13 protein-coding genes, 2 tRNA genes, 3 rRNA genes and 3 pseudogenes are annotated in these 17,871 nt (G+C 47.6%); 19 read left to right on the top strand and 2 right to left on the bottom strand.

The features are described from left to right. The first annotated feature begins 242 nt into the window (after positions 1–242). From GKO28_RS09245 to GKO28_RS09270, 6 genes are all read left to right on the top strand, one after another. A 16S ribosomal RNA gene (locus tag GKO28_RS09245) occupies positions 243–1,776 on the top strand. A gap of 128 nt (positions 1,777–1,904) precedes the next feature. Continuing rightward, positions 1,905–1,981 (top strand) — tRNA-Ile (locus GKO28_RS09250). 7 nt (positions 1,982–1,988) lie between these two features. Further along, positions 1,989–2,064 (top strand) — tRNA-Ala (locus GKO28_RS09255). Between the two features lie 360 nt (positions 2,065–2,424). Beyond that, positions 2,425–5,317: ribosomal RNA gene (locus tag GKO28_RS09260) — 23S ribosomal RNA — on the top strand. Between the two features lie 255 nt (positions 5,318–5,572). Further along, positions 5,573–5,686, top strand: a 5S ribosomal RNA gene (rrf, locus tag GKO28_RS09265). The 16S, 23S and 5S rRNA genes sit together here with 2 tRNA genes alongside, the layout of an rRNA operon. Positions 5,687–5,889: 203 nt before the next feature. Next, positions 5,890–6,198, top strand: coding sequence for a GIY-YIG nuclease family protein (locus tag GKO28_RS09270; protein ID WP_182076060.1), 309 nt, complete (start codon positions 5,890–5,892; stop codon positions 6,196–6,198). Positions 6,199–6,253: 55 nt separating this feature from the next. On the opposite strand, the gene GKO28_RS09275 is transcribed toward GKO28_RS09270, so the two are convergent. Further along, positions 6,254–7,438 (bottom strand): MFS transporter, encoded by a 1,185-nt coding sequence (locus tag GKO28_RS09275; RefSeq protein WP_247646749.1) that lies wholly within the window; start codon positions 7,436–7,438, stop codon positions 6,254–6,256. On the opposite strand from GKO28_RS09275, the gene GKO28_RS19720 reads away from it, so the two are divergent. Next, positions 7,344–7,556 (top strand): hypothetical protein, encoded by a 213-nt coding sequence (locus GKO28_RS19720; RefSeq protein WP_247646852.1) that lies wholly within the window; start codon positions 7,344–7,346, stop codon positions 7,554–7,556. The two genes, GKO28_RS09275 and GKO28_RS19720, sit on opposite strands and share 95 nt — an antisense overlap. Here GKO28_RS19720 and GKO28_RS09280 read toward each other — a convergent pair. Further along, positions 7,544–8,317, bottom strand: a complete 774-nt coding sequence (locus GKO28_RS09280; RefSeq protein WP_182076061.1) for an exodeoxyribonuclease III — start codon at positions 8,315–8,317, stop codon at positions 7,544–7,546. The genes GKO28_RS19720 and GKO28_RS09280 overlap by 13 nt on opposite strands. Positions 8,318–8,392: 75 nt before the next feature. On the opposite strand from GKO28_RS09280, the gene pyrE reads away from it, so the two are divergent. The 12 genes and pseudogenes from pyrE (at position 8,393) to GKO28_RS09340 (ending at position 17,869) form a co-directional block, all read left to right on the top strand. Then, on the top strand, positions 8,393–9,034 hold the full coding sequence (gene pyrE, locus GKO28_RS09285) for an orotate phosphoribosyltransferase (protein WP_182076062.1): 642 nt from the start codon (positions 8,393–8,395) through the stop codon (positions 9,032–9,034). 13 nt (positions 9,035–9,047) lie between these two features. Continuing rightward, positions 9,048–9,584, top strand: coding sequence for a DUF4124 domain-containing protein (locus tag GKO28_RS09290; protein ID WP_182076063.1), 537 nt, complete (start codon positions 9,048–9,050; stop codon positions 9,582–9,584). A gap of 148 nt (positions 9,585–9,732) precedes the next feature. Further along, positions 9,733–10,506, top strand: coding sequence for a polyphosphate--glucose phosphotransferase (gene ppgK, locus GKO28_RS09295; protein WP_182076064.1), 774 nt, complete (start codon positions 9,733–9,735; stop codon positions 10,504–10,506). 243 nt (positions 10,507–10,749) lie between these two features. Continuing rightward, positions 10,750–12,638, top strand: a pseudogene (gene mnmG, locus GKO28_RS09300) (tRNA uridine-5-carboxymethylaminomethyl(34) synthesis enzyme MnmG). A gap of 9 nt (positions 12,639–12,647) precedes the next feature. After that, complete coding sequence (gene rsmG, locus GKO28_RS09305) at positions 12,648–13,298, top strand: 16S rRNA (guanine(527)-N(7))-methyltransferase RsmG (protein ID WP_182076065.1); 651 nt, start codon at positions 12,648–12,650, stop codon at positions 13,296–13,298. A gap of 49 nt (positions 13,299–13,347) precedes the next feature. After that, positions 13,348–14,132, top strand: a pseudogene (locus GKO28_RS09310) (ParA family protein). 125 nt (positions 14,133–14,257) lie between these two features. Next, a complete protein-coding gene (locus GKO28_RS09315) occupies positions 14,258–15,046 on the top strand; it encodes a ParB/RepB/Spo0J family partition protein (RefSeq protein WP_182076066.1) in 789 nt (262 codons plus the stop codon). Positions 15,047–15,244: 198 nt separating this feature from the next. Continuing rightward, a complete protein-coding gene (locus GKO28_RS09320; RefSeq protein ID WP_182076067.1) occupies positions 15,245–15,634 on the top strand; it encodes an ATP synthase subunit I in 390 nt (129 codons plus the stop codon). 3 nt (positions 15,635–15,637) lie between these two features. Further along, on the top strand, positions 15,638–16,441 hold the full coding sequence (gene atpB, locus GKO28_RS09325; RefSeq protein ID WP_182076068.1) for a F0F1 ATP synthase subunit A: 804 nt from the start codon (positions 15,638–15,640) through the stop codon (positions 16,439–16,441). A gap of 112 nt (positions 16,442–16,553) precedes the next feature. Beyond that, positions 16,554–16,820: a F0F1 ATP synthase subunit C gene (gene atpE / locus GKO28_RS09330; RefSeq protein ID WP_373277205.1), complete on the top strand. Its 267-nt coding sequence runs from the start codon at positions 16,554–16,556 to the stop codon at positions 16,818–16,820. A 33-nt stretch (positions 16,821–16,853) separates the two neighbouring features. Beyond that, positions 16,854–17,325 (top strand): annotated as a pseudogene (locus GKO28_RS09335) (F0F1 ATP synthase subunit B). A 7-nt stretch (positions 17,326–17,332) separates the two neighbouring features. Beyond that, a complete protein-coding gene (locus GKO28_RS09340; protein WP_182076070.1) occupies positions 17,333–17,869 on the top strand; it encodes a F0F1 ATP synthase subunit delta in 537 nt (178 codons plus the stop codon). The last annotated feature ends 2 nt before the right edge of the window (positions 17,870–17,871 follow it).

The raw sequence follows: 17,871 nt of genomic DNA on the forward strand, positions 1-17,871 counted from the left end.
TTAGGTGGGTGGGTATAGTTCGGCCTCTCTGCTGCTGACACAGCAAACGAAACAAGCGGTTTTCCAGCTGGTTTCGGTGTCTAAGCCACTGATCTTTAACAAAATACAGCCGATGAGTGTGAGTGCTTGGTTTGCCAGTCAAACAAGTGCTTACACTCAAGATTTAAAAGAAATCTTGGTTTTTAACCAAGTGTTTCTTTGAGTAATGAGTACTAAGCCAAGTATGTAAATTCAGCTAGATTAAACGAAAGAGTTTGATCCTGGCTCAGATTGAACGCTGGCGGCATGCTTTACACATGCAAGTCGAACGGTAACAGGGTGCTTGCACCGCTGACGAGTGGCGAACGGGTGAGTAATACATCGGAATGTACCCAGTAATGGGGGATAACGCTTCGAAAGGAGTGCTAATACCGCATACGCCCTGAGGGGGAAAGTGGGGGACCGCAAGGCCTCACGTTATTGGAGCAGCCGATGGCTGATTAGCTAGTTGGTAGGGTAAAGGCCTACCAAGGCAACGATCAGTAGCGGGTCTTAGAGGACGATCCGCCACACTGGAACTGAGACACGGTCCAGACTCCTACGGGAGGCAGCAGTGGGGAATCTTGGACAATGGGCGAAAGCCTGATCCAGCAATGCCGCGTGCGTGAAGAAGGCCTTCGGGTTGTAAAGCGCTTTTGTCGGGGAGGAAATCCTAGTGGTTAATAACTACTGGGGATGACAGTACCCGAAGAATAAGGACCGGCTAACTACGTGCCAGCAGCCGCGGTAATACGTAGGGTCCAAGCGTTAATCGGAATTACTGGGCGTAAAGCGTCCGCAGGTGGCTTGATAAGATAGACGTGAAATCCCTGGGCTCAACCTAGGAATTGCGTTTATGACTGTCTCGCTAGAGTATGGGAGAGGGGGGTGGAATTCCACGTGTAGCAGTGAAATGCGTAGAGATGTGGAGGAACACCGATGGCGAAGGCAACCCCCTGGCCTAATACTGACACTCATGGACGAAAGCGTGGGGAGCAAACAGGATTAGATACCCTGGTAGTCCACGCCCTAAACGATGTCTACTAGTTGTTGGGCTTTTCGGAGCTTAGTAACGCAGCTAACGCGTGAAGTAGACCGCCTGGGGAGTACGGTCGCAAGACTAAAACTCAAAGGAATTGACGGGGGCCCGCACAAGCGGTGGATGATGTGGATTAATTCGATGCAACGCGAAAAACCTTACCTGGTCTTGACATGTACGGAATCCTTTAGAGATAGAGGAGTGCCTTCGGGAACCGTAACACAGGTGCTGCATGGCTGTCGTCAGCTCGTGTCGTGAGATGTTGGGTTAAGTCCCGCAACGAGCGCAACCCTTGCCATTAGTTGCTAACATTCAGTTGAGCACTTTAATGGGACTGCCGGTGACAAACCGGAGGAAGGTGGGGATGACGTCAAGTCCTCATGGCCCTTATGACCAGGGCTTCACACGTCATACAATGGTCGGTACAGAGGGTCGCCAACCCGCGAGGGGGAGCTAATCTCACAAAACCGATCGTAGTCCGGATTGCACTCTGCAACTCGAGTGCATGAAGTCGGAATCGCTAGTAATCGCGGATCAGCATGTCGCGGTGAATACGTTCCCGGGCCTTGTACACACCGCCCGTCACACCATGGGAGTGGGTTTTACCAGAAGTAGCTAGGATAACCTTCGGGAGTCCGGTTACCACGGTAGGATTCATGACTGGGGTGAAGTCGTAACAAGGTAGCCGTAGGGGAACCTGCGGCTGGATCACCTCCTTTCAAGAGAAAGATTGGTAGATTAAGTACTCACACTCATCGGCTGTAGATTTGAAGAATGTCGGCTTGACGACATGAAGAAGTACTAAGCAATTAGATACTTTGACATTGAGTTGGTTTGACGACGATATGGGTCAGTAGCTCAGTTGGTTAGAGCACCGTGTTGATAACGCGGGGGTCATAGGTTCGATTCCTATCTGACCCACCAGTATCACGGGGGTTTAGCTCATCTGGTAGAGCACCTGCTTTGCAAGCAGGGGGTGAACGGTTCGAGTCCGTTAACCTCCACCATTGTCTGCTGTAGAAAATAGAATTCTATGTATTGCACGTTGTTGTGTGCAGTGTATTTTATTCTGGTTTCTAAAATTAGAATGATTATTCATTTAATGATTAATTAAATATCGCTCTTTAACAAAATAGAAGAAGTAATTAATTCCAATAAACATTGTAATGGAATTTGATTTGAGAATAACTGCTTGCAGTTGTTGTTGAGTTTAGTTTCAAAGTAAAAATATTGGGTTGATTGTATCTGTTCAGTTGTGCTGGTCTCATGCCAGTGGAACTGAACCGCAAGTGAAATGAGAACTCACTTGCAAGTCGCAAATACGATTTCATTAATCTGAGATACGTTTTACGTGTTTGAGGTTATAGGATCAAGCGAATAAGTGCATCTGGTGGATGCCTTGGCGATGATAGGCGACGAAGGACGTGATAGCCTGCGATAAGCGTGGGGGAGCTGGCAAAGTGCTTTGATCCCACGATTTCCGAATGGGGAAACCCGCCCTTTTGGGTCATCCTAGACTGAATACATAGGTCTAGCGAAGCGAACCCGGTGAACTGAAACATCTAAGTAACCGGAGGAAAAGAAATCAACCGAGATTCCCAAAGTAGTGGCGAGCGAAATGGGAAGAGCCTGTACGTGATAGCAGTAGACTTAATAGAATGGAATGGAAAGTCCAACCATAGTGGGTGATAGTCCCGTATATGAAAAGTCAATTGTGGTACTAAGCGTACGAGAAGTAGGGCGGGACACGAGAAATCCTGTTTGAAGATGGGGGGACCATCCTCCAAGGCTAAATACTCATCATCGACCGATAGTGAACCAGTACCGTGAGGGAAAGGCGAAAAGAACCCCGGGAGGGGAGTGAAATAGAACCTGAAACCGGATGCATACAAACAGTGGGAGCCCTTGAAAAATGGGGTGACTGCGTACCTTTTGTATAATGGGTCAGCGACTTACGTTCAGTAGCGAGCTTAACCGAATAGGGGAGGCGTAGGGAAACCGAGTCCGAATAGGGCGCATAGTTGCTGGGCGTAGACCCGAAACCAAGTGATCTATCCATGGCCAGGATGAAGGTGCGGTAACACGCACTGGAGGTCCGAACCCACTAACGTTGCAAAGTTAGGGGATGAGCTGTGGATAGGGGTGAAAGGCTAAACAAACTTGGAAATAGCTGGTTCTCCTCGAAAACTATTTAGGTAGTGCCTCATGTATCACTGACGGGGGTAAAGCACTGTTATGGCTAGGGGGTCATCGCGACTTACCAAACCATGGCAAACTCTGAATACCGTCAAGTGCGAGCATGGGAGACAGACCTGGGGTGCTAACGTCCTGGGTCAAGAGGGAAACAACCCAGACCGCCGTCTAAGGTCCCAAATGATCAATTAAGTGGAAAACGAGGTGGGAAGGCACAGACAGCCAGGATGTTGGCTTAGAAGCAGCCATCATTTAAAGAAAGCGTAATAGCTCACTGGTCGAGTCGTCCTGCGCGGAAGATGTAACGGGGCTCAAATTGATAACCGAAGACGCGGATATGACCATTTATGGCATATGGTAGAGGAGCGTTCTGTAAGCCTGTGAAGGTGTCTTGAGAAGGATGCTGGAGGTATCAGAAGTGCGAATGCTGACATGAGTAGCGATAAAGGGAGTGAAAAGCTCCCTCACCGAAAACCCAAGGTTTCCTGCGCAACGTTCATCGGCGCAGGGTGAGTCGGCCCCTAAGGCGAGGCAGAAATGCGTAGTCGATGGGAAACAGGTTAATATTCCTGTACTTGATATAAGTGCGATGTGGGGACGGAGAAGGTTAGGTTAGCCAACTGTTGGAATAGTTGGTTTAAGTGTGGTAGGCGGGTGTCTTAGGCAAATCCGGGACGCTGTTAACGCTGAGGCATGATGACGATTCACTTAGGTGATGAAGTAACTGATACCCTGCTTCCAAGAAAAGCCACTAAGCTTCAGCTTATATTGAACCGTACCGCAAACCGACACAGGTGGGTAGGAAGAGTATTCTAAGGTGCTTGAGAGAACTCGGGAGAAGGAACTCGGCAAATTAACACCGTAACTTCGGGAGAAGGTGTGCCTTATAGGTGAAGAACCTTGCGTTTGGAGCTATATAAGGCCGCAGAGAAATGGGGGCTGCGACTGTTTATCAAAAACACAGCACTCTGCCAACACGAAAGTGGATGTATAGGGTGTGACGCCTGCCCGGTGCTGGAAGGTTAATTGATGGGGTGCAAGCTCTTGATCGAAGCCCCAGTAAACGGCGGCCGTAACTATAACGGTCCTAAGGTAGCGAAATTCCTTGTCGGGTAAGTTCCGACCCGCACGAATGGCGTAACGATGGCCCTACTGTCTCCTCCCGAGACTCAGCGAAGTTGAAGTGTTTGTGAAGATGCAATCTCCCCGCTGCTAGACGGAAAGACCCCGTGAACCTTTACTGTAGCTTTGCATTGGACTTTGAAGTGGTTTGTGTAGGATAGGTGGGAGGCTTTGAAGCTGAGACGCTAGTTTCAGTGGAGCCGTCCTTGAAATACCACCCTGACCCCTTTGAGGTTCTAACCTTGGTCCGTTATCCGGATCGGGGACCGTGCATGGTAGGCAGTTTGACTGGGGCGGTCTCCTCCCAAATTGTAACGGAGGAGCTCGAAGGTCGCCTAGGTACGGTCGGACATCGTACTGATAGTGTAATGGCAAAAGGCGGCTTAACTGCGAGACCGACAAGTCGAGCAGGTGCGAAAGCAGGACATAGTGATCCGGTGGTTCTGTATGGAAGGGCCATCGCTCAACGGATAAAAGGTACTCCGGGGATAACAGGCTGATTCCGCCCAAGAGTTCACATCGACGGCGGAGTTTGGCACCTCGATGTCGGCTCATCACATCCTGGGGCTGTAGCCGGTCCCAAGGGTATGGCTGTTCGCCATTTAAAGTGGTACGTGAGCTGGGTTCAAAACGTCGTGAGACAGTTTGGTCCCTATCTGCAGTGGGCGTTGGAAATTTGAGAGGGGCTGCTCCTAGTACGAGAGGACCGGAGTGGACTGACCTCTGGTGTACCGGTTGTCACGCCAGTGGCATTGCCGGGTAGCTAAGTCGGGAAGAGATAAGCGCTGAAAGCATCTAAGCGCGAAACTTGCCTCAAGATGAGATTTCCCTAGGGTTTTAAATCCTCTAAAGAGTCGTTCGAGACCAGGACGTTGATAGGTTGGGTGTGGAAGCGCAGTAATGCGTTAAGCTAACCAATACTAATTGCTCGTGAGGCTTGATCCTATAACCTGAAGCGCGTAGTGCGACGAAGGATATAATCGACCCAAATACGTAGGAATGTACGTAAGTGCATGAATACGAAGACAAATACTGAAACAGTGTGGTTGGAAAGTGTAGTATAATTACTTCTTCTATTGATTTTACGAGTTAGCGTTGTAGGCGGTTGTGAGATGAGGAAATAAGATTCCAAGTCAAGAGCAGAAGCTGAATGCGATAACTCTCGTGTGACTCGAAAGAGTTGCACCAGACAGTTTAATGTCTGGCGACCATAGCGAGGTGGTCCCACTCCTTCCCATCCCGAACAGGACAGTGAAACACCTCAGCGCCGATGATAGTGCGGATTGCCCGTGTGAAAGTAGGTCATTGCCAGACTTCCCTATAGAGAAGCCCGATTCGAAAGAGTCGGGCTTTTTGCTGTGCGTCGTTTCGGCGCTGGAGTACAAATTGTAGATACCAATGTACTGTATCTCTTCCTAACCCTTGCAATATAGACTACTGAAGAATATACCTTAGCCTGAAGCTTTTGTAGTGATGCTATGATGGAGTGGATTGTAGATCTTAGGGGTTGCGATCTCATGACTTGGTTTGTGTATATTTTGGTTTGCCGAGGTAATCGGTTGTATACCGGTATAACAACGGATATAGAACGTCGATATGCACAGCATCTCAATGGAAAAGGCGCTCGCTATACACGAGCTTTTCCTCCTGAACGGATTTTAACTAGCTGGGTTTGTAATGATCAACGTGTTGCTTTGCGGGTTGAATATGCGATTAAGCAGTTAACGACGGCACAAAAATGGGCATTAGTGGCTGAGTCATCAAGTTTGGGTGAAGAATTGCGATGTATTGATGGGATTTGGACTGAAGTTGAATTGAAAGTATAAAAAATCACGATGAATTAATAGATTCATCGTGATATGAAATGCACTCAATAATTATTTATTGATCTAGTTTATGTATTGTTTTACGCAGAACAAATAATAAAGCGAGTCCTGGTAATGCAATTGCGGCTGAGATCATAAAGAAGTGCGACCAACCCACTGCAGTAACGAGATAACCAGACGCAGGTCCTACATAAACTCGACCAAAAGCAGTTAATGCAGATAAGAGCGCATATTGAGTTGCCGTAAAATTCGGGTTACATAAGCTCATTAATAGAGCGACGGCTGCTGTTGTGCCCATTCCGCCGGCTAGATTCTCGGTGCTGATCGCAAAGAGTAACAAACCAATATCAGGCGAACCATGAATAGCAATGAGCCAATAACCTAAATTGGTGAGTGCTTGTAATATGCCAAAAATGACCAGCGATTTATATAAGCCCCAGCGCAACATCAAAATGGCTCCGGCAAACCCCCCGACTAAAGTCGCAACTAGACCAAAGACTTTATAGGCTTGGCCAATAATTGATTTGCTATATCCCATGTCGAGTAAGAATTTTGTCGATAAGCTGCCAGCAAAAGCATCGCCGAGTTTATAGGCAACGACTAAAGCCAATAGAATCCACGCGCCATCACGGGAAAAAAATTCTTTTAATGGATCGATAATTGCAGAACGTAGACTCAGTGGTGGTTTGGTCTGCAATACAGGTTCGGGCGAAAAAAAGGTGACGATGGCCATGGTGCCCATAATCCCCGCCATAACTAGGTAAGTTTGTTCCCAAGTTAATATACCGTCGGCCAAAATAAGTGCGACAGCGCCCGATGTTAGCATTGCCATTCGATAACCGAAGACGCCAACAGCCGCTCCTGCGCCGCGCTCTTCGGGTTGCAGCACTTCCGTGCGGTAGGCATCAATGACGACGTCTTGAGTTGCTGAAAAGAAAGCAATTAATAGCGCCATCAAGGCAAAAGTGGCTAAGTGAGTCTGTGGATCAAGCCCACTCATTTTGGCGATGACTGCGGCAAGCGCAATTTGGGTAATTAAAATCCAACCCCGACGTCGGCCTAAGAATGGCATTGGAAAGCGATCAACGAGGGGTGACCATAAAAATTTCCAAGTATAAGGTTGTCCAACCAAGGTAAACCAACCTATGGTTTTAATATCTAAACCAGCATCGGATAACCATGCTTGCAGTGTGGATCCGGTGAGTGCTAATGGCAGACCAGAAGCAAAGCCAAGTAGCATTGCCGCACAAATTCGCCGATTATTAAAAACGGCTAGATATTTAGAAAACATAGGTGTATTGCTCTGTGTCGATTTATTTTTAAAGGCTATGAAGCAATACCTAGCTTATATTGAATAGTCGTAATCAATGACTAGCGGGGCGTGATCGGAAAACTTTTCATCTTTGTAGACGTAAGCTTGTTGGGCGGTGGCAGCTAATTGTGGGGTCGCGATTTGGTAATCGATGCGCCAGCCAACGTCTTTGGCATAGGCCTGACCTCGGTTGCTCCACCAGGTGTAGCCTGGTACTTCTGGGTATAGCGTGCGCCAGACATCCACCAGCTGCAGTTCATTAAGCATACGAGTAAACCAAGCGCGTTCTTCGGGCAGAAAGCCGGAATTTTTTAAATTGCCTTTCCAGTTTTTTAAATCGATTTCATTGTGGGCAATATTCCAGTCGCCCATTACGATGACATCACGACCCGAGGCCGATAATGTGGCCAAATGCGACCAAAAGTGCTTTAAAAAGACAAATTTAACCGCTTGACGCTCTTCCGAAGATGAACCAGAAGGCAGATACAGTGAAATGACCGATAAATTACCAAAGCGCACTTCTAAATAGCGTCCTTCGGCATCAATTTCAGGAATGCCCAGGCCAACAATAACTTGGTCTGCAGCTCGGCGGCAGTAAAGACCGACGCCGCTATAACCTTTTTTTTCTGCGTAGTGAAAATAAGCTGTGAAGCCTGCGGGGCTTTGCATTTCGGGACTTAAATCAGCGGCTTGTGCTTTCAGTTCTTGTACGCCAATAATGTCGGCATTTTGGCTGGCTAACCAAGTTAAAAAACCTTTGCTGGTGGCGGAACGAATACCGTTGAGATTGGCAGAAATGATGCGCACGGGGAGAAATCCTTGTTCAAGGGTGATATGCTTCGGGGTTGTTTAAATAGTAATGTTTTATAGGGATTATTCCGCATGACTGATTTTCGCCGCGACTTCATCCGTTTTGCTGTAGAGCAACAAGTACTTTGTTTTGGCGATTTTATCACCAAAGCAGGCCGTGCCTCGCCGTACTTTTTTAATGCCGGACTTTTTAGCGATGGCACTTCAGTCGGTGAGTTAGCGCGATTTTACGCGCAGGCTGCGCTGGCCTCGGGTGTGGAGTTCGATGTTTTATTTGGACCTGCGTATAAAGGCATTGTCCTGGCATCCGCGACAGCGGTCGCACTATCAAGCGCAGGGCATAATGTGCCCTTCGTGTTTAACCGCAAAGAAGCGAAAGATCACGGCGAAGGCGGCGTATTAGTTGGCGCGCCATTAAAGGGTCGGGTGATGATTATTGATGATGTGATCTCGGCAGGTACTTCAGTGCGTGAGTCGGTCAATATGATTCGCGCAGCCGGGGCAGAGCCAGCTGGGGTGTTGATTGCATTGGATCGGATGGAGCGTGGGCAAGGTGATTTTTCGGCGGTGCAAGAGGTCGAACAACAGTTTGGTATTCCGGTTATTCCAATTGCAACGTTACAAGATTTACTAGGATTTCTTGCAGAACAAAAAGGAATGACTGACAATCTAGGAAGAGTGCAAGGTTATCGCCGTCAGTATGGCATTGATTAATTAAAGGGTAGATATGCGTTTTGTGTGGGTATTGCCATTATTGCTATTTCATCAACTGTGTTATGCGACAGTATATCGTTGGGTTGATGAAACAGGTAAGGTGCAATATAGCGATAAGCCGCCGGTTGGTCAGTCAAAATCCCTTATGGAATTAGATAAATCAGCGCGGATACGCAAAGGCAATGAGGCGATACTCTCCACGGAAGAAAAGCAGGCTTTAGAAGAGAAAAAACGTGCTGAGCAAGAGCTGCGGCGTGCGGATAAGGCACTGCTCCAATCCTTTTCTAAGCCAGAAGAAGTCGATTTATTGCGTGATCGACAAATTGAGGCGGTTGATGCTGGGATGCAAACCAATGTGTTACGTCGCGCAACCGTACAAAAGCGCTTGGACGTACAGCAGTCCCAATTAAATAAATTAAGTAACAATCAGCGCGCTGTTTCTGCTGAATTATTGGCGGAGATTGCAGTAACAAAAAAAGAATTGGCTGACATTGATAGCGCTATTGCGACTCAGCAGCGAGCAGTCATTGCAATTAAAAGAGAAAGCTGATTTGCAAAAAAAACGATTAATTGAATTAAGAAATATTCAACCTCGTTAAAATATTGCCATTGGATTTACAGTTTCATTGAGATTGCGGGGCTCTTGTCATGTAAGAGATGCCAGTATCAATATTAATTTTTTGTGAGAAGTAAATCATATGATTGAAAATAATGAACCAGTCCGCGCGGTACTCGGTATTGATATCGGAGGCACGGGCATTAAAGGCGCACCGGTGAACGTAGCCACTGGTGAGTTCTTGGCTGAGCGACATCGCATTGATACGCCTCAACCTGCTACGCCGGAGGCGATTGGACAAGTACTCAAGCAATTGGTTGAGCATTTTGCATGGACCGGACCCATTGGCTGTACTTTTCCAGCGATTGTGCACAATGGGGTGACGCTGTCGGCCGCCAATGTTGATCAGAGCTGGATTTTGGCGCCGGCACAAGATATTTTGGCTCAAGCGACGGGCTTGCCCTTGGTGTTGATGAACGATGCGGATGCAGCGGGTCTGGCAGAAGTCGTATTTGGTGCTGCGAAGGGTCGGCAGGGTAAAACGATTGTGATTACCTTGGGCACTGGGATTGGCAGTGCATTGATTGTTGATGGCCAGTTGGTGAGCAATACTGAATTCGGGCATCTTATTTTTCCAAGTGACGAGATTGCTGAAAAATATTGCTCAGCCAAAGTAAAAGAAGAAAGCGGCATGAAATGGCCGGCATTTACTGAGCGTTTAAATCAATATTTACTGCATTTACAATTATTATTTTCACCAGACTTTTTGATCATTGGTGGTGGAATTAGTAAAAAGCACGAAAAATTTATTCCTAATTTAAACGGTTTACGTTTTCCTGTCGTACCAGCAGATTTAAAAAATGATGCCGGAATTGTTGGAGCGGCGCTTGAGGCCGCACGGCAGAGTGGTATTTAAATCGAACGGATTGAACCACTTTTAAAGCATGATAAAAAACGCGCGGATTGATTCTGCGCGTTTTTTTTATGTTGCTGATCGATTGCATCATTAATCCATGATGCATTTCAAGGGGCAATCAAGATTACGCCCTGTAATGCGAATGAATGCATTAAATTTTCCGTTTTATTGTGGTGAACTCCTCGCGCAAGTCTCTGTTTTGCCTTAAAATATTCGCCCTTTGCTTTTATTTGGAAATGCGCCATGCGCTATCCCGTTCGATATGATGTGATTGTAGTTGGTGGTGGTCACGCCGGTACTGAAGCTGCCCTAGCTAGCGCCCGAATGGGGCGTAAAACCTTATTGCTGACGCACAATATTGAAACCTTGGGCCAAATGAGCTGCAATCCATCGATTGGTGGTATTGGTAAGGGGCATTTGGTCAAAGAAGTCGATGCACTGGGTGGCGCGATGGCATTGGCGACGGATATGGGCGGCATTCAGTTTAAAATGCTCAACGCCAGTAAAGGCCCCGCTGTACGCGCAACGCGCGCACAGGCTGATCGAATCTTATATAAAGCCGCGATTCGTGGCATGTTGGAAAATCAAGAAAATCTGGATATTTTCCAGCAAGCGGTCGATGACTTGCTGCTCGATGGCGATAAAGTCATTGGTGCAGTGACTCAGATTGGTATTGAGTTTATGGCAGCCAGTGTGGTGCTGACGGCAGGGACTTTCTTGGGCGGCAAAATCCACGTGGGTTTAGAGAACCATGTTGGTGGTCGCGCTGGTGATCCGGCATCGGTGACGCTATCGCATCGTTTGCGTGAATTGAATTTACCGGTTGGACGCTTAAAGACTGGGACGCCGCCACGCATTGATGGTCGGACCATTAATTTAAGTATTTTACCGATTCAACCAGGCGACACGCCGGAGCCGGTGTTTTCATTGCGCGGCTCACGCGCTATGCACCCACGGCAAATGCCGTGCTGGATTGCGCAAACTAATGCGCGCACGCACGACATTATTCGCTCTGGTTTTGATCGCAGCCCGATGTTTACTGGCAAGATCGAGGGGGTCGGGCCACGTTATTGCCCGAGTATTGAAGACAAAATTAATCGTTTGCCGATAAAGATAGCCATCAGATTTTCCTTGAGCCCGAAGGCTTAACCACCCATGAGTTTTATCCGAATGGGATTTCGACCAGCTTACCGTTTGACATTCAGCTGGCGGCAGTACAGTCGATGGTCGGTTTAGAAAACGCGCGCATTTTGCGTCCAGGCTATGCCATTGAGTACGATTATTTTGATCCTCGGGCATTAAAAAATAGTTTTGAATCCAAAGCCATTGCCGGATTATTCTTTGCGGGGCAAGTGAATGGCACGACGGGCTATGAAGAAGCCGCCGCGCAGGGGTTGTTTGCCGGTTTGAATGCCGCGTTATACGCGCGTGATGAAGCGCCATGGTGCCCGGGTCGTGACGAAGCCTATCTAGGTGTATTGGTCGATGACCTGGTTACTAAGGGCGTTACCGAGCCATACCGTATGTTTACTAGTCGTGCTGAATTCCGTTTGCAATTGCGCGAAGATAACGCTGATCTGCGTTTGACCGAGCATGGTCGTCGCTTAGGCTTGGTTGGCGATGCGCAATGGCAGGCGTTTGAGTTGAAACGCGAAGCGATTGCGACTGAACTTGAACGGATGAAGTCGACGTGGGTTAATCCACGGATTTTGGCAGCTGCTGATGCCGAGCGCGTCTTGGGCAAAGCCATTGAGCGTGAATACACCTTGGCTGAATTATTACGCCGTCCCGAAGTGACTTATGACAGCTTAATGACGCTGGCAGTCGCCGGCCCCGGTGTGAGTGATGCAACTGTGGCAGAACAGATCGAAATTAACGTTAAATATCAGGGTTATATCGAACGACAACAATCTGAGGTCGCAAAACGCGATACCCTAGAAGACGTCGTGCTGCCAAACAACTTTGACTACAGCGTGATTTCTGGTTTGTCGAAAGAGATTCAACAAAAATTAAGTACGCAACGCCCACAAACATTAGGCTTAGCTTCGCGAATTTCGGGCGTAACACCAGCGGCTTTGGCCTTGCTAGTGGTGTATTTGAAAAAAAAACCAGCGGGCCGCCGCCGTGGATGAGGAATTGAAATGAGCGTGATCGTGGATAAAAACCTTGCCGAAATGCTGGCGAACGGCTTGAGCGAAATGGGGCTTAAGCTCAGTAGCGAACAGCAACATAAACTATTGGCCTATGTCGGCCTATTAGAAAAATGGAATAAAACCTATAGCTTGACGTCGATTCGTGAACCAGAGCGGATGGTGCCACTGCATTTGCTGGATTCACTCGCTCCGCTGGCCAAGTTACCCGATCATGCTTTACGCATGTTGGATGTTGGCTCTGGTTTTGGCACGCCGGGTATTCCATTGGCGATTGCTCGGCCCGATTGGCAGCTGACTTTGCTGGATTCAAATCACAAAAAAACCACTTTTTTGCGACAAGCGATTTTAGAGTTAAAGCTCGACAATATCAGTGTGGTGACTGACCGTGTTGAAGCATATCAACCTGAAACTGGTTTTCAAATTATTACTTCCCGAGCGTTTGCTGAATTGTCTGAGTTTGTGCGTTTGACTGGACATTTGTTGGCCGAAGGCGGCGAGTGGGCGGCACTTAAAGGGGTATACCCCTATGAGGAAATCGCGTCGCTACCTGCTGACGTACACGTAGTAGGGGTAGATAGCTTGGCCGTGCCTGGTTTGGATGCCGAGCGGCATTTGGTTCATGTGGTGAAAGTGGTTTGAGCCTCAACCGTATCACTTTAAAGCGCTGCAAATCCCGATGGGAACGACGATGAAAGTGTTGGCAATAGCAAATCAGAAAGGGGGCGTCGGCAAAACGACCACGGCAGTGAATTTGGCTGCCAGTCTGGCGCATTTGGGTCAGCGTGTGTTGTTGGTTGACCTTGATCCACAGGCGAATGCCACGATGGGCTCGGGGTAGATAAATCGAAACTAAAACATTCGATCTACTCCTTATTGCTTGGCGATTCAACGATGGCGCAGACCACGCAACATTCTGAAAGCGGGGGCTTTGATTTGTTACCGGCTTCACGCGATTTAGCTGGCGCTGAGGTTGAGCTGGTTGATGCCAATGAGCGCGAAATGCGTTTAAAGGCGGCGTTGTTCGGCGTGAATGCACAGTACGATTATGTGCTACTCGATTGTCCGCCGGCACTGAACTTACTGACGCTCAATGGTTTGGTCGCTGCTGATGCAGTACTGATTCCAATGCAGTGCGAATACTATGCGTTGGAAGGGCTGTCGGATTTAGTGAATACGCTGCGCCGGATTAAGCAAAGTTTAAATAAAAAAATCGAAATAGAAGGTTTGCTTCGCACCATGTTTGATCCGCGCTCGACGTTAGCGCAACAAGTTTCGGAGCAATTGGTAAAGCATTTTACTAGCAAGCTGTATCACACCGTTATCCCGCGTAATGTGCGTTTGGCCGAAGCGCCGAGTTATGGCCGTCCAATCTTGGCCTACGACAAATCGTCTAAGGGCGCACAAGCCTATTTGCAATTAGCGAACGAAATGTTGGCGCGGCATGCCAGCGGCGATATTGCGCCGAGTATATAAAATGATCGCTTTGTCATGATGACCTAGCGTTCATTGATTGGCGCTTCGTACTCCCCGGTTTTTAGGAATAACACGCATGGTTAGTAAAAAAATTTAAAGGCTTAGGACGCGGCTTGGATGCGCTGATGGGTGATCCATCAGTGGGCGATACGCTAAAAACCTTAGCACTTGACGTGTTGCAACCTGGTAAATATCAACCTCGTACCGTCATGGATGACGTTGCGCTCAATGAATTGGCCGACTCAATTCGCGCCCAGGGTTTGATGCAACCGGTTTTGGTGCGCGAAATTGATATTGATCGCTACGAAATTATCGCTGGCGAGCGCCGTTGGCGAGCGTCTTTGCTGGCAGGGCTCACTGAAATTCCTGCCTTGGTGCGAGTCATTAGCGATGAAGCCGCACTGGCAATGGCCTTGATCGAAAATATTCAACGCGAGAACCTTAATCCGCTTGAAGAGGCGATTGGTATTCAGCGTTTGATCGATGAATTTGGCTTAACACAAGAAGCGGCAGCACATGCCGTGGGAAAATCTCGCCCAAGTGTGGCAAATTTATTACGTTTATTGCATTTAACTGAGCCAGTACGGGAAATCCTACTCCGCGGCGAAATGGATATGGGGCATGCTCGGGCTTTATTGCCGCTGGATACCTTGCAGCAATTAGAAGTAGCGCGCTTGGTGGTATTGAAGGGGCTGTCGGTTCGAGAGGTTGAGGCTTTAGTCAAAAAAATGCAGCAAGAGCCGATGACAGCCAAGCAACACAAGCCAGATCCTGATGTATTGCGCTTGCAAGAGGAAGTATCGAGTAGGATTGGGGCGCGTGTAGTCATTCAATCGGGCAAGAAGGGGAGTGGTCGGGTCACGATTGAGTATGGTAGTTTAGATCAATTGGATGCGTTGTTAGCGCGCCTGTAAGCCTTGTTAGAGCTGTTTGACATTGAATTGATGAATAAAATTCTCAAAAAATGTAGCCCTTTGATTTATTACGTTTTTAGAAAGAAATTGGCGGCTTTTTAAGTTGGATTTTGTTTTGCAAAAAAATAAAAATAAATCCACCAAAGTCAACGGTAATAAATTGACGCAAGGCAAATCAACTCCGTATAATCGCGTCGTTTGTCTTACGGTGATGTGATGTACGGGAAGGCACAGATTCGTGGCATCATTCGGTTACAAATCGGATTTACGATGCTCCTTACAATTGCGCTACTTTTGATTGTGGATCAGAAGGCGGCAATTGCAAGTTTTTCTGGTGGATTAATTGCAGTCTTAGGCAGCGTGTTGTATTCGCTGATTGCCTATCGTGCTCGATTAGCTGCCGCAGCTGAATTGTTGCGACGCCACTTTGCAGCAGAAATGGCAAAGCTTTCAGTAACGCTGATTGCGTTCGCAGCGTTCTTTATGTTTTATCGGGATGTCGCTTGGGCTTGGGTATTCGCAGGATACTTAGTTGCAGCTAGCGCCTACTGGTTTGGGCTTTTAATTAAATTTGACGGTAAAAAGTAAATTATGGCACAAGATGCAACTAGTTATATCCAGCACCATTTGACCTTTGCAAAGGCTGATTTATTCGGCGGTTTCCATTTGGATACTTTCTGGATTTCTTTGGCATTGGGCATGTTGTTTGTCGGCGTATTTGCCTACGTTGCTCGCAGAGCTACGCCAGGTGTACCAGGCCGTTTGCAAAACTTTGTTGAGTTGATTGTTGAGATGGTCGACAACCAAATCAAGGATGCTTTCCACGGCAAATCAAAAGTAATTGGTCCATTGGCATTGACGATCTTTTGCTGGGTCTTCTTGATGAATGCAATGGACTTGTTGCCAGTTGATCTATTACCAATGTTTGCGCAATGGTATGGTCATACTTTCTACGGCGCCGATCCACATCACGTTTATTTGCGCGTCGTGCCAACGGCTGACGTTAACTTAACGTTCGCGATGTCTCTGACTGTTTTACTGATGATTATTGGCTTCTCAATCTCTGCTAAAGGCTTGTTTGGCTGGATTAAAGAGTTGTTTACTGCGCCATTTCATGCTGAAGGCTTGCTGATGTCAATTATTTTGGCGCCAGTTAACCTCGCCTTCCAATTGGTTGAAATGGCTGCAAAACCAATCTCTTTAGCTCTTCGTCTGTTCGGTAATATGTATGCTGGTGAGTTGATCTTTATCTTGATTGCTTTGCTGCCGTGGTGGGTTAACTGGGTGCTCGGCACGCCATGGGCCATCTTCCATATCTTGGTAATTACGCTACAAGCCTTCGTCTTTATGATGTTGACGATTGTTTACTTGAGCTTGGCTGTAGAAGACCATTGATTTTAAGTCTAGTGGCGTGTATCGGTTGGGTGCACGGCATTAGACTCAGCTTTACCCAACCTCGTAACTTTTGAATCAAACTAGGAGTCTCAAAATGGTTTCACCTGAAGTAATTGCTTCCGTACAAGGCATGACTGTTATCGCTGCTGCGATCATCATTGGTTTGGCTGCTATTGGTACTGCACTTGGTTTTGCTATCCTCGGTGGCAAATTTCTTGAGTCTGCTGCTCGTCAGCCAGAAATGATTCCAGTTTTGCAAACTAAACTGTTTATTATCGCTGGTCTGTTGGATGCGATTTCGATGATTGGCGTTGGTGTGGCTATGCTTTACACCTTCAACAACCCATTCCTGGCTGCTCTGACTGTTGCTGCTCAATAATCTTTTGATCAGCCTTTAAGGAGGACATTCAGCGTGGAATTTAATTCGTCTCTCATAGGTCAGATGATCACTTTTTGGTCTCTTGATCCTGTTCACGATGAAGTTCGTTTGGCCTCCGCTGATCAAGATGATGGATGAGCGTGCTAAACGCATTGCAGATGGCTTGGCCTCTGCAGATCGTGCCAAACAAGATCTTGAGAATGCTGAGAAAAAATCAGCGGACAAACTGCGTGAAGCAAAACAAAGCGCAGCTGAGATCATTGCCCAAGCCGAAAAACGTGCAGCGCAACTTGTCGATGAAGCTAAAGGCAATGCCAAAGTAGAAGGCGAACGCCTGATCGCTGGCGCCCAAGGTGAAATCGAGCAGCAAATTCAGCAAGCTAAAGAAACGCTTCGTCAGCAAGTTGCCGTATTGGCAATCGCTGGTGCTGAGCAGATCTTACGTCGCGAAATCGACGCAGCGAAGCATGCTGATATGCTGACATCCATCAAAGCGGAATTGTAAGATAGTCATGGCAGAACTTATAACCGTCGCTAGACCCTACGCCGAGGCCGTTTTCCGGCTGGCTAAAGAAAGCAATACGCTTTCTCAATGGTCGGATACGCTTGCTAATCTGGCGCTTATTGCCCAGAACCAAGAGATTCTTGACGTAGTGGCTAATCCAAAGTGTTCTGCTGATCAAGTACAGGAGCTGTTGGTTGGGCTTCTGGGTACTGATGCAAACGCCGAGGTTAAAAACTTCCTGGCAGCAGTGCTCGAAAATCGTCGTTTTGCCACTTTACCGGCTGTGTCGACTTTATTTGAACAACTGAAAGCGGCAGACGAAGGTGTAGCGCAAGCGCACATTGAATCTGCTTTTGCTATGACTGATGCCCAACTGGCCGAACTGACGGCTACGCTCACTCAGCAACTTAAACGCAAGATTAGCGCCGATGTTAGTGTCAACCCCGAGTTAATCGGTGGTGTGAAAGTAACGATTGGTGACTTAGTTATTGATGCCTCGGTTAGCGGCAAATTAACTGCCCTTGCGACAAGCCTGAAGAGTTAGGA

Source organism: Deefgea sp. CFH1-16, assembly GCF_016881365.1.
GTDB lineage: Bacteria > Pseudomonadota > Gammaproteobacteria > Burkholderiales > Chitinibacteraceae > Deefgea.

Excerpts from the sequence above, each read along its gene's own strand:
- GKO28_RS09270 (WP_182076060.1), top strand. The coding sequence starts at position 5,890 with ATGACTTGGTTTGTGTATATTTTGGTTTGCCGAGGTAATCGGTTGTAT.
- GKO28_RS19720 (WP_247646852.1), top strand. The coding sequence starts at position 7,344 with ATGGTTTTAATATCTAAACCAGCATCGGATAACCATGCTTGCAGTGTG.
- GKO28_RS09275 (WP_247646749.1), bottom strand. The coding sequence starts at position 7,438 with ATGCTACTTGGCTTTGCTTCTGGTCTGCCATTAGCACTCACCGGATCC.
- pyrE (WP_182076062.1), top strand. The coding sequence starts at position 8,393 with ATGACTGATTTTCGCCGCGACTTCATCCGTTTTGCTGTAGAGCAACAA.
- GKO28_RS09290 (WP_182076063.1), top strand. The coding sequence starts at position 9,048 with ATGCGTTTTGTGTGGGTATTGCCATTATTGCTATTTCATCAACTGTGT.
- ppgK (WP_182076064.1), top strand. The coding sequence starts at position 9,733 with ATGATTGAAAATAATGAACCAGTCCGCGCGGTACTCGGTATTGATATC.
- rsmG (WP_182076065.1), top strand. The coding sequence starts at position 12,648 with ATGAGCGTGATCGTGGATAAAAACCTTGCCGAAATGCTGGCGAACGGC.
- GKO28_RS09315 (WP_182076066.1), top strand. The coding sequence starts at position 14,258 with ATGGGTGATCCATCAGTGGGCGATACGCTAAAAACCTTAGCACTTGAC.
- atpB (WP_182076068.1), top strand. The coding sequence starts at position 15,638 with ATGGCACAAGATGCAACTAGTTATATCCAGCACCATTTGACCTTTGCA.
- GKO28_RS09340 (WP_182076070.1), top strand. The coding sequence starts at position 17,333 with ATGGCAGAACTTATAACCGTCGCTAGACCCTACGCCGAGGCCGTTTTC.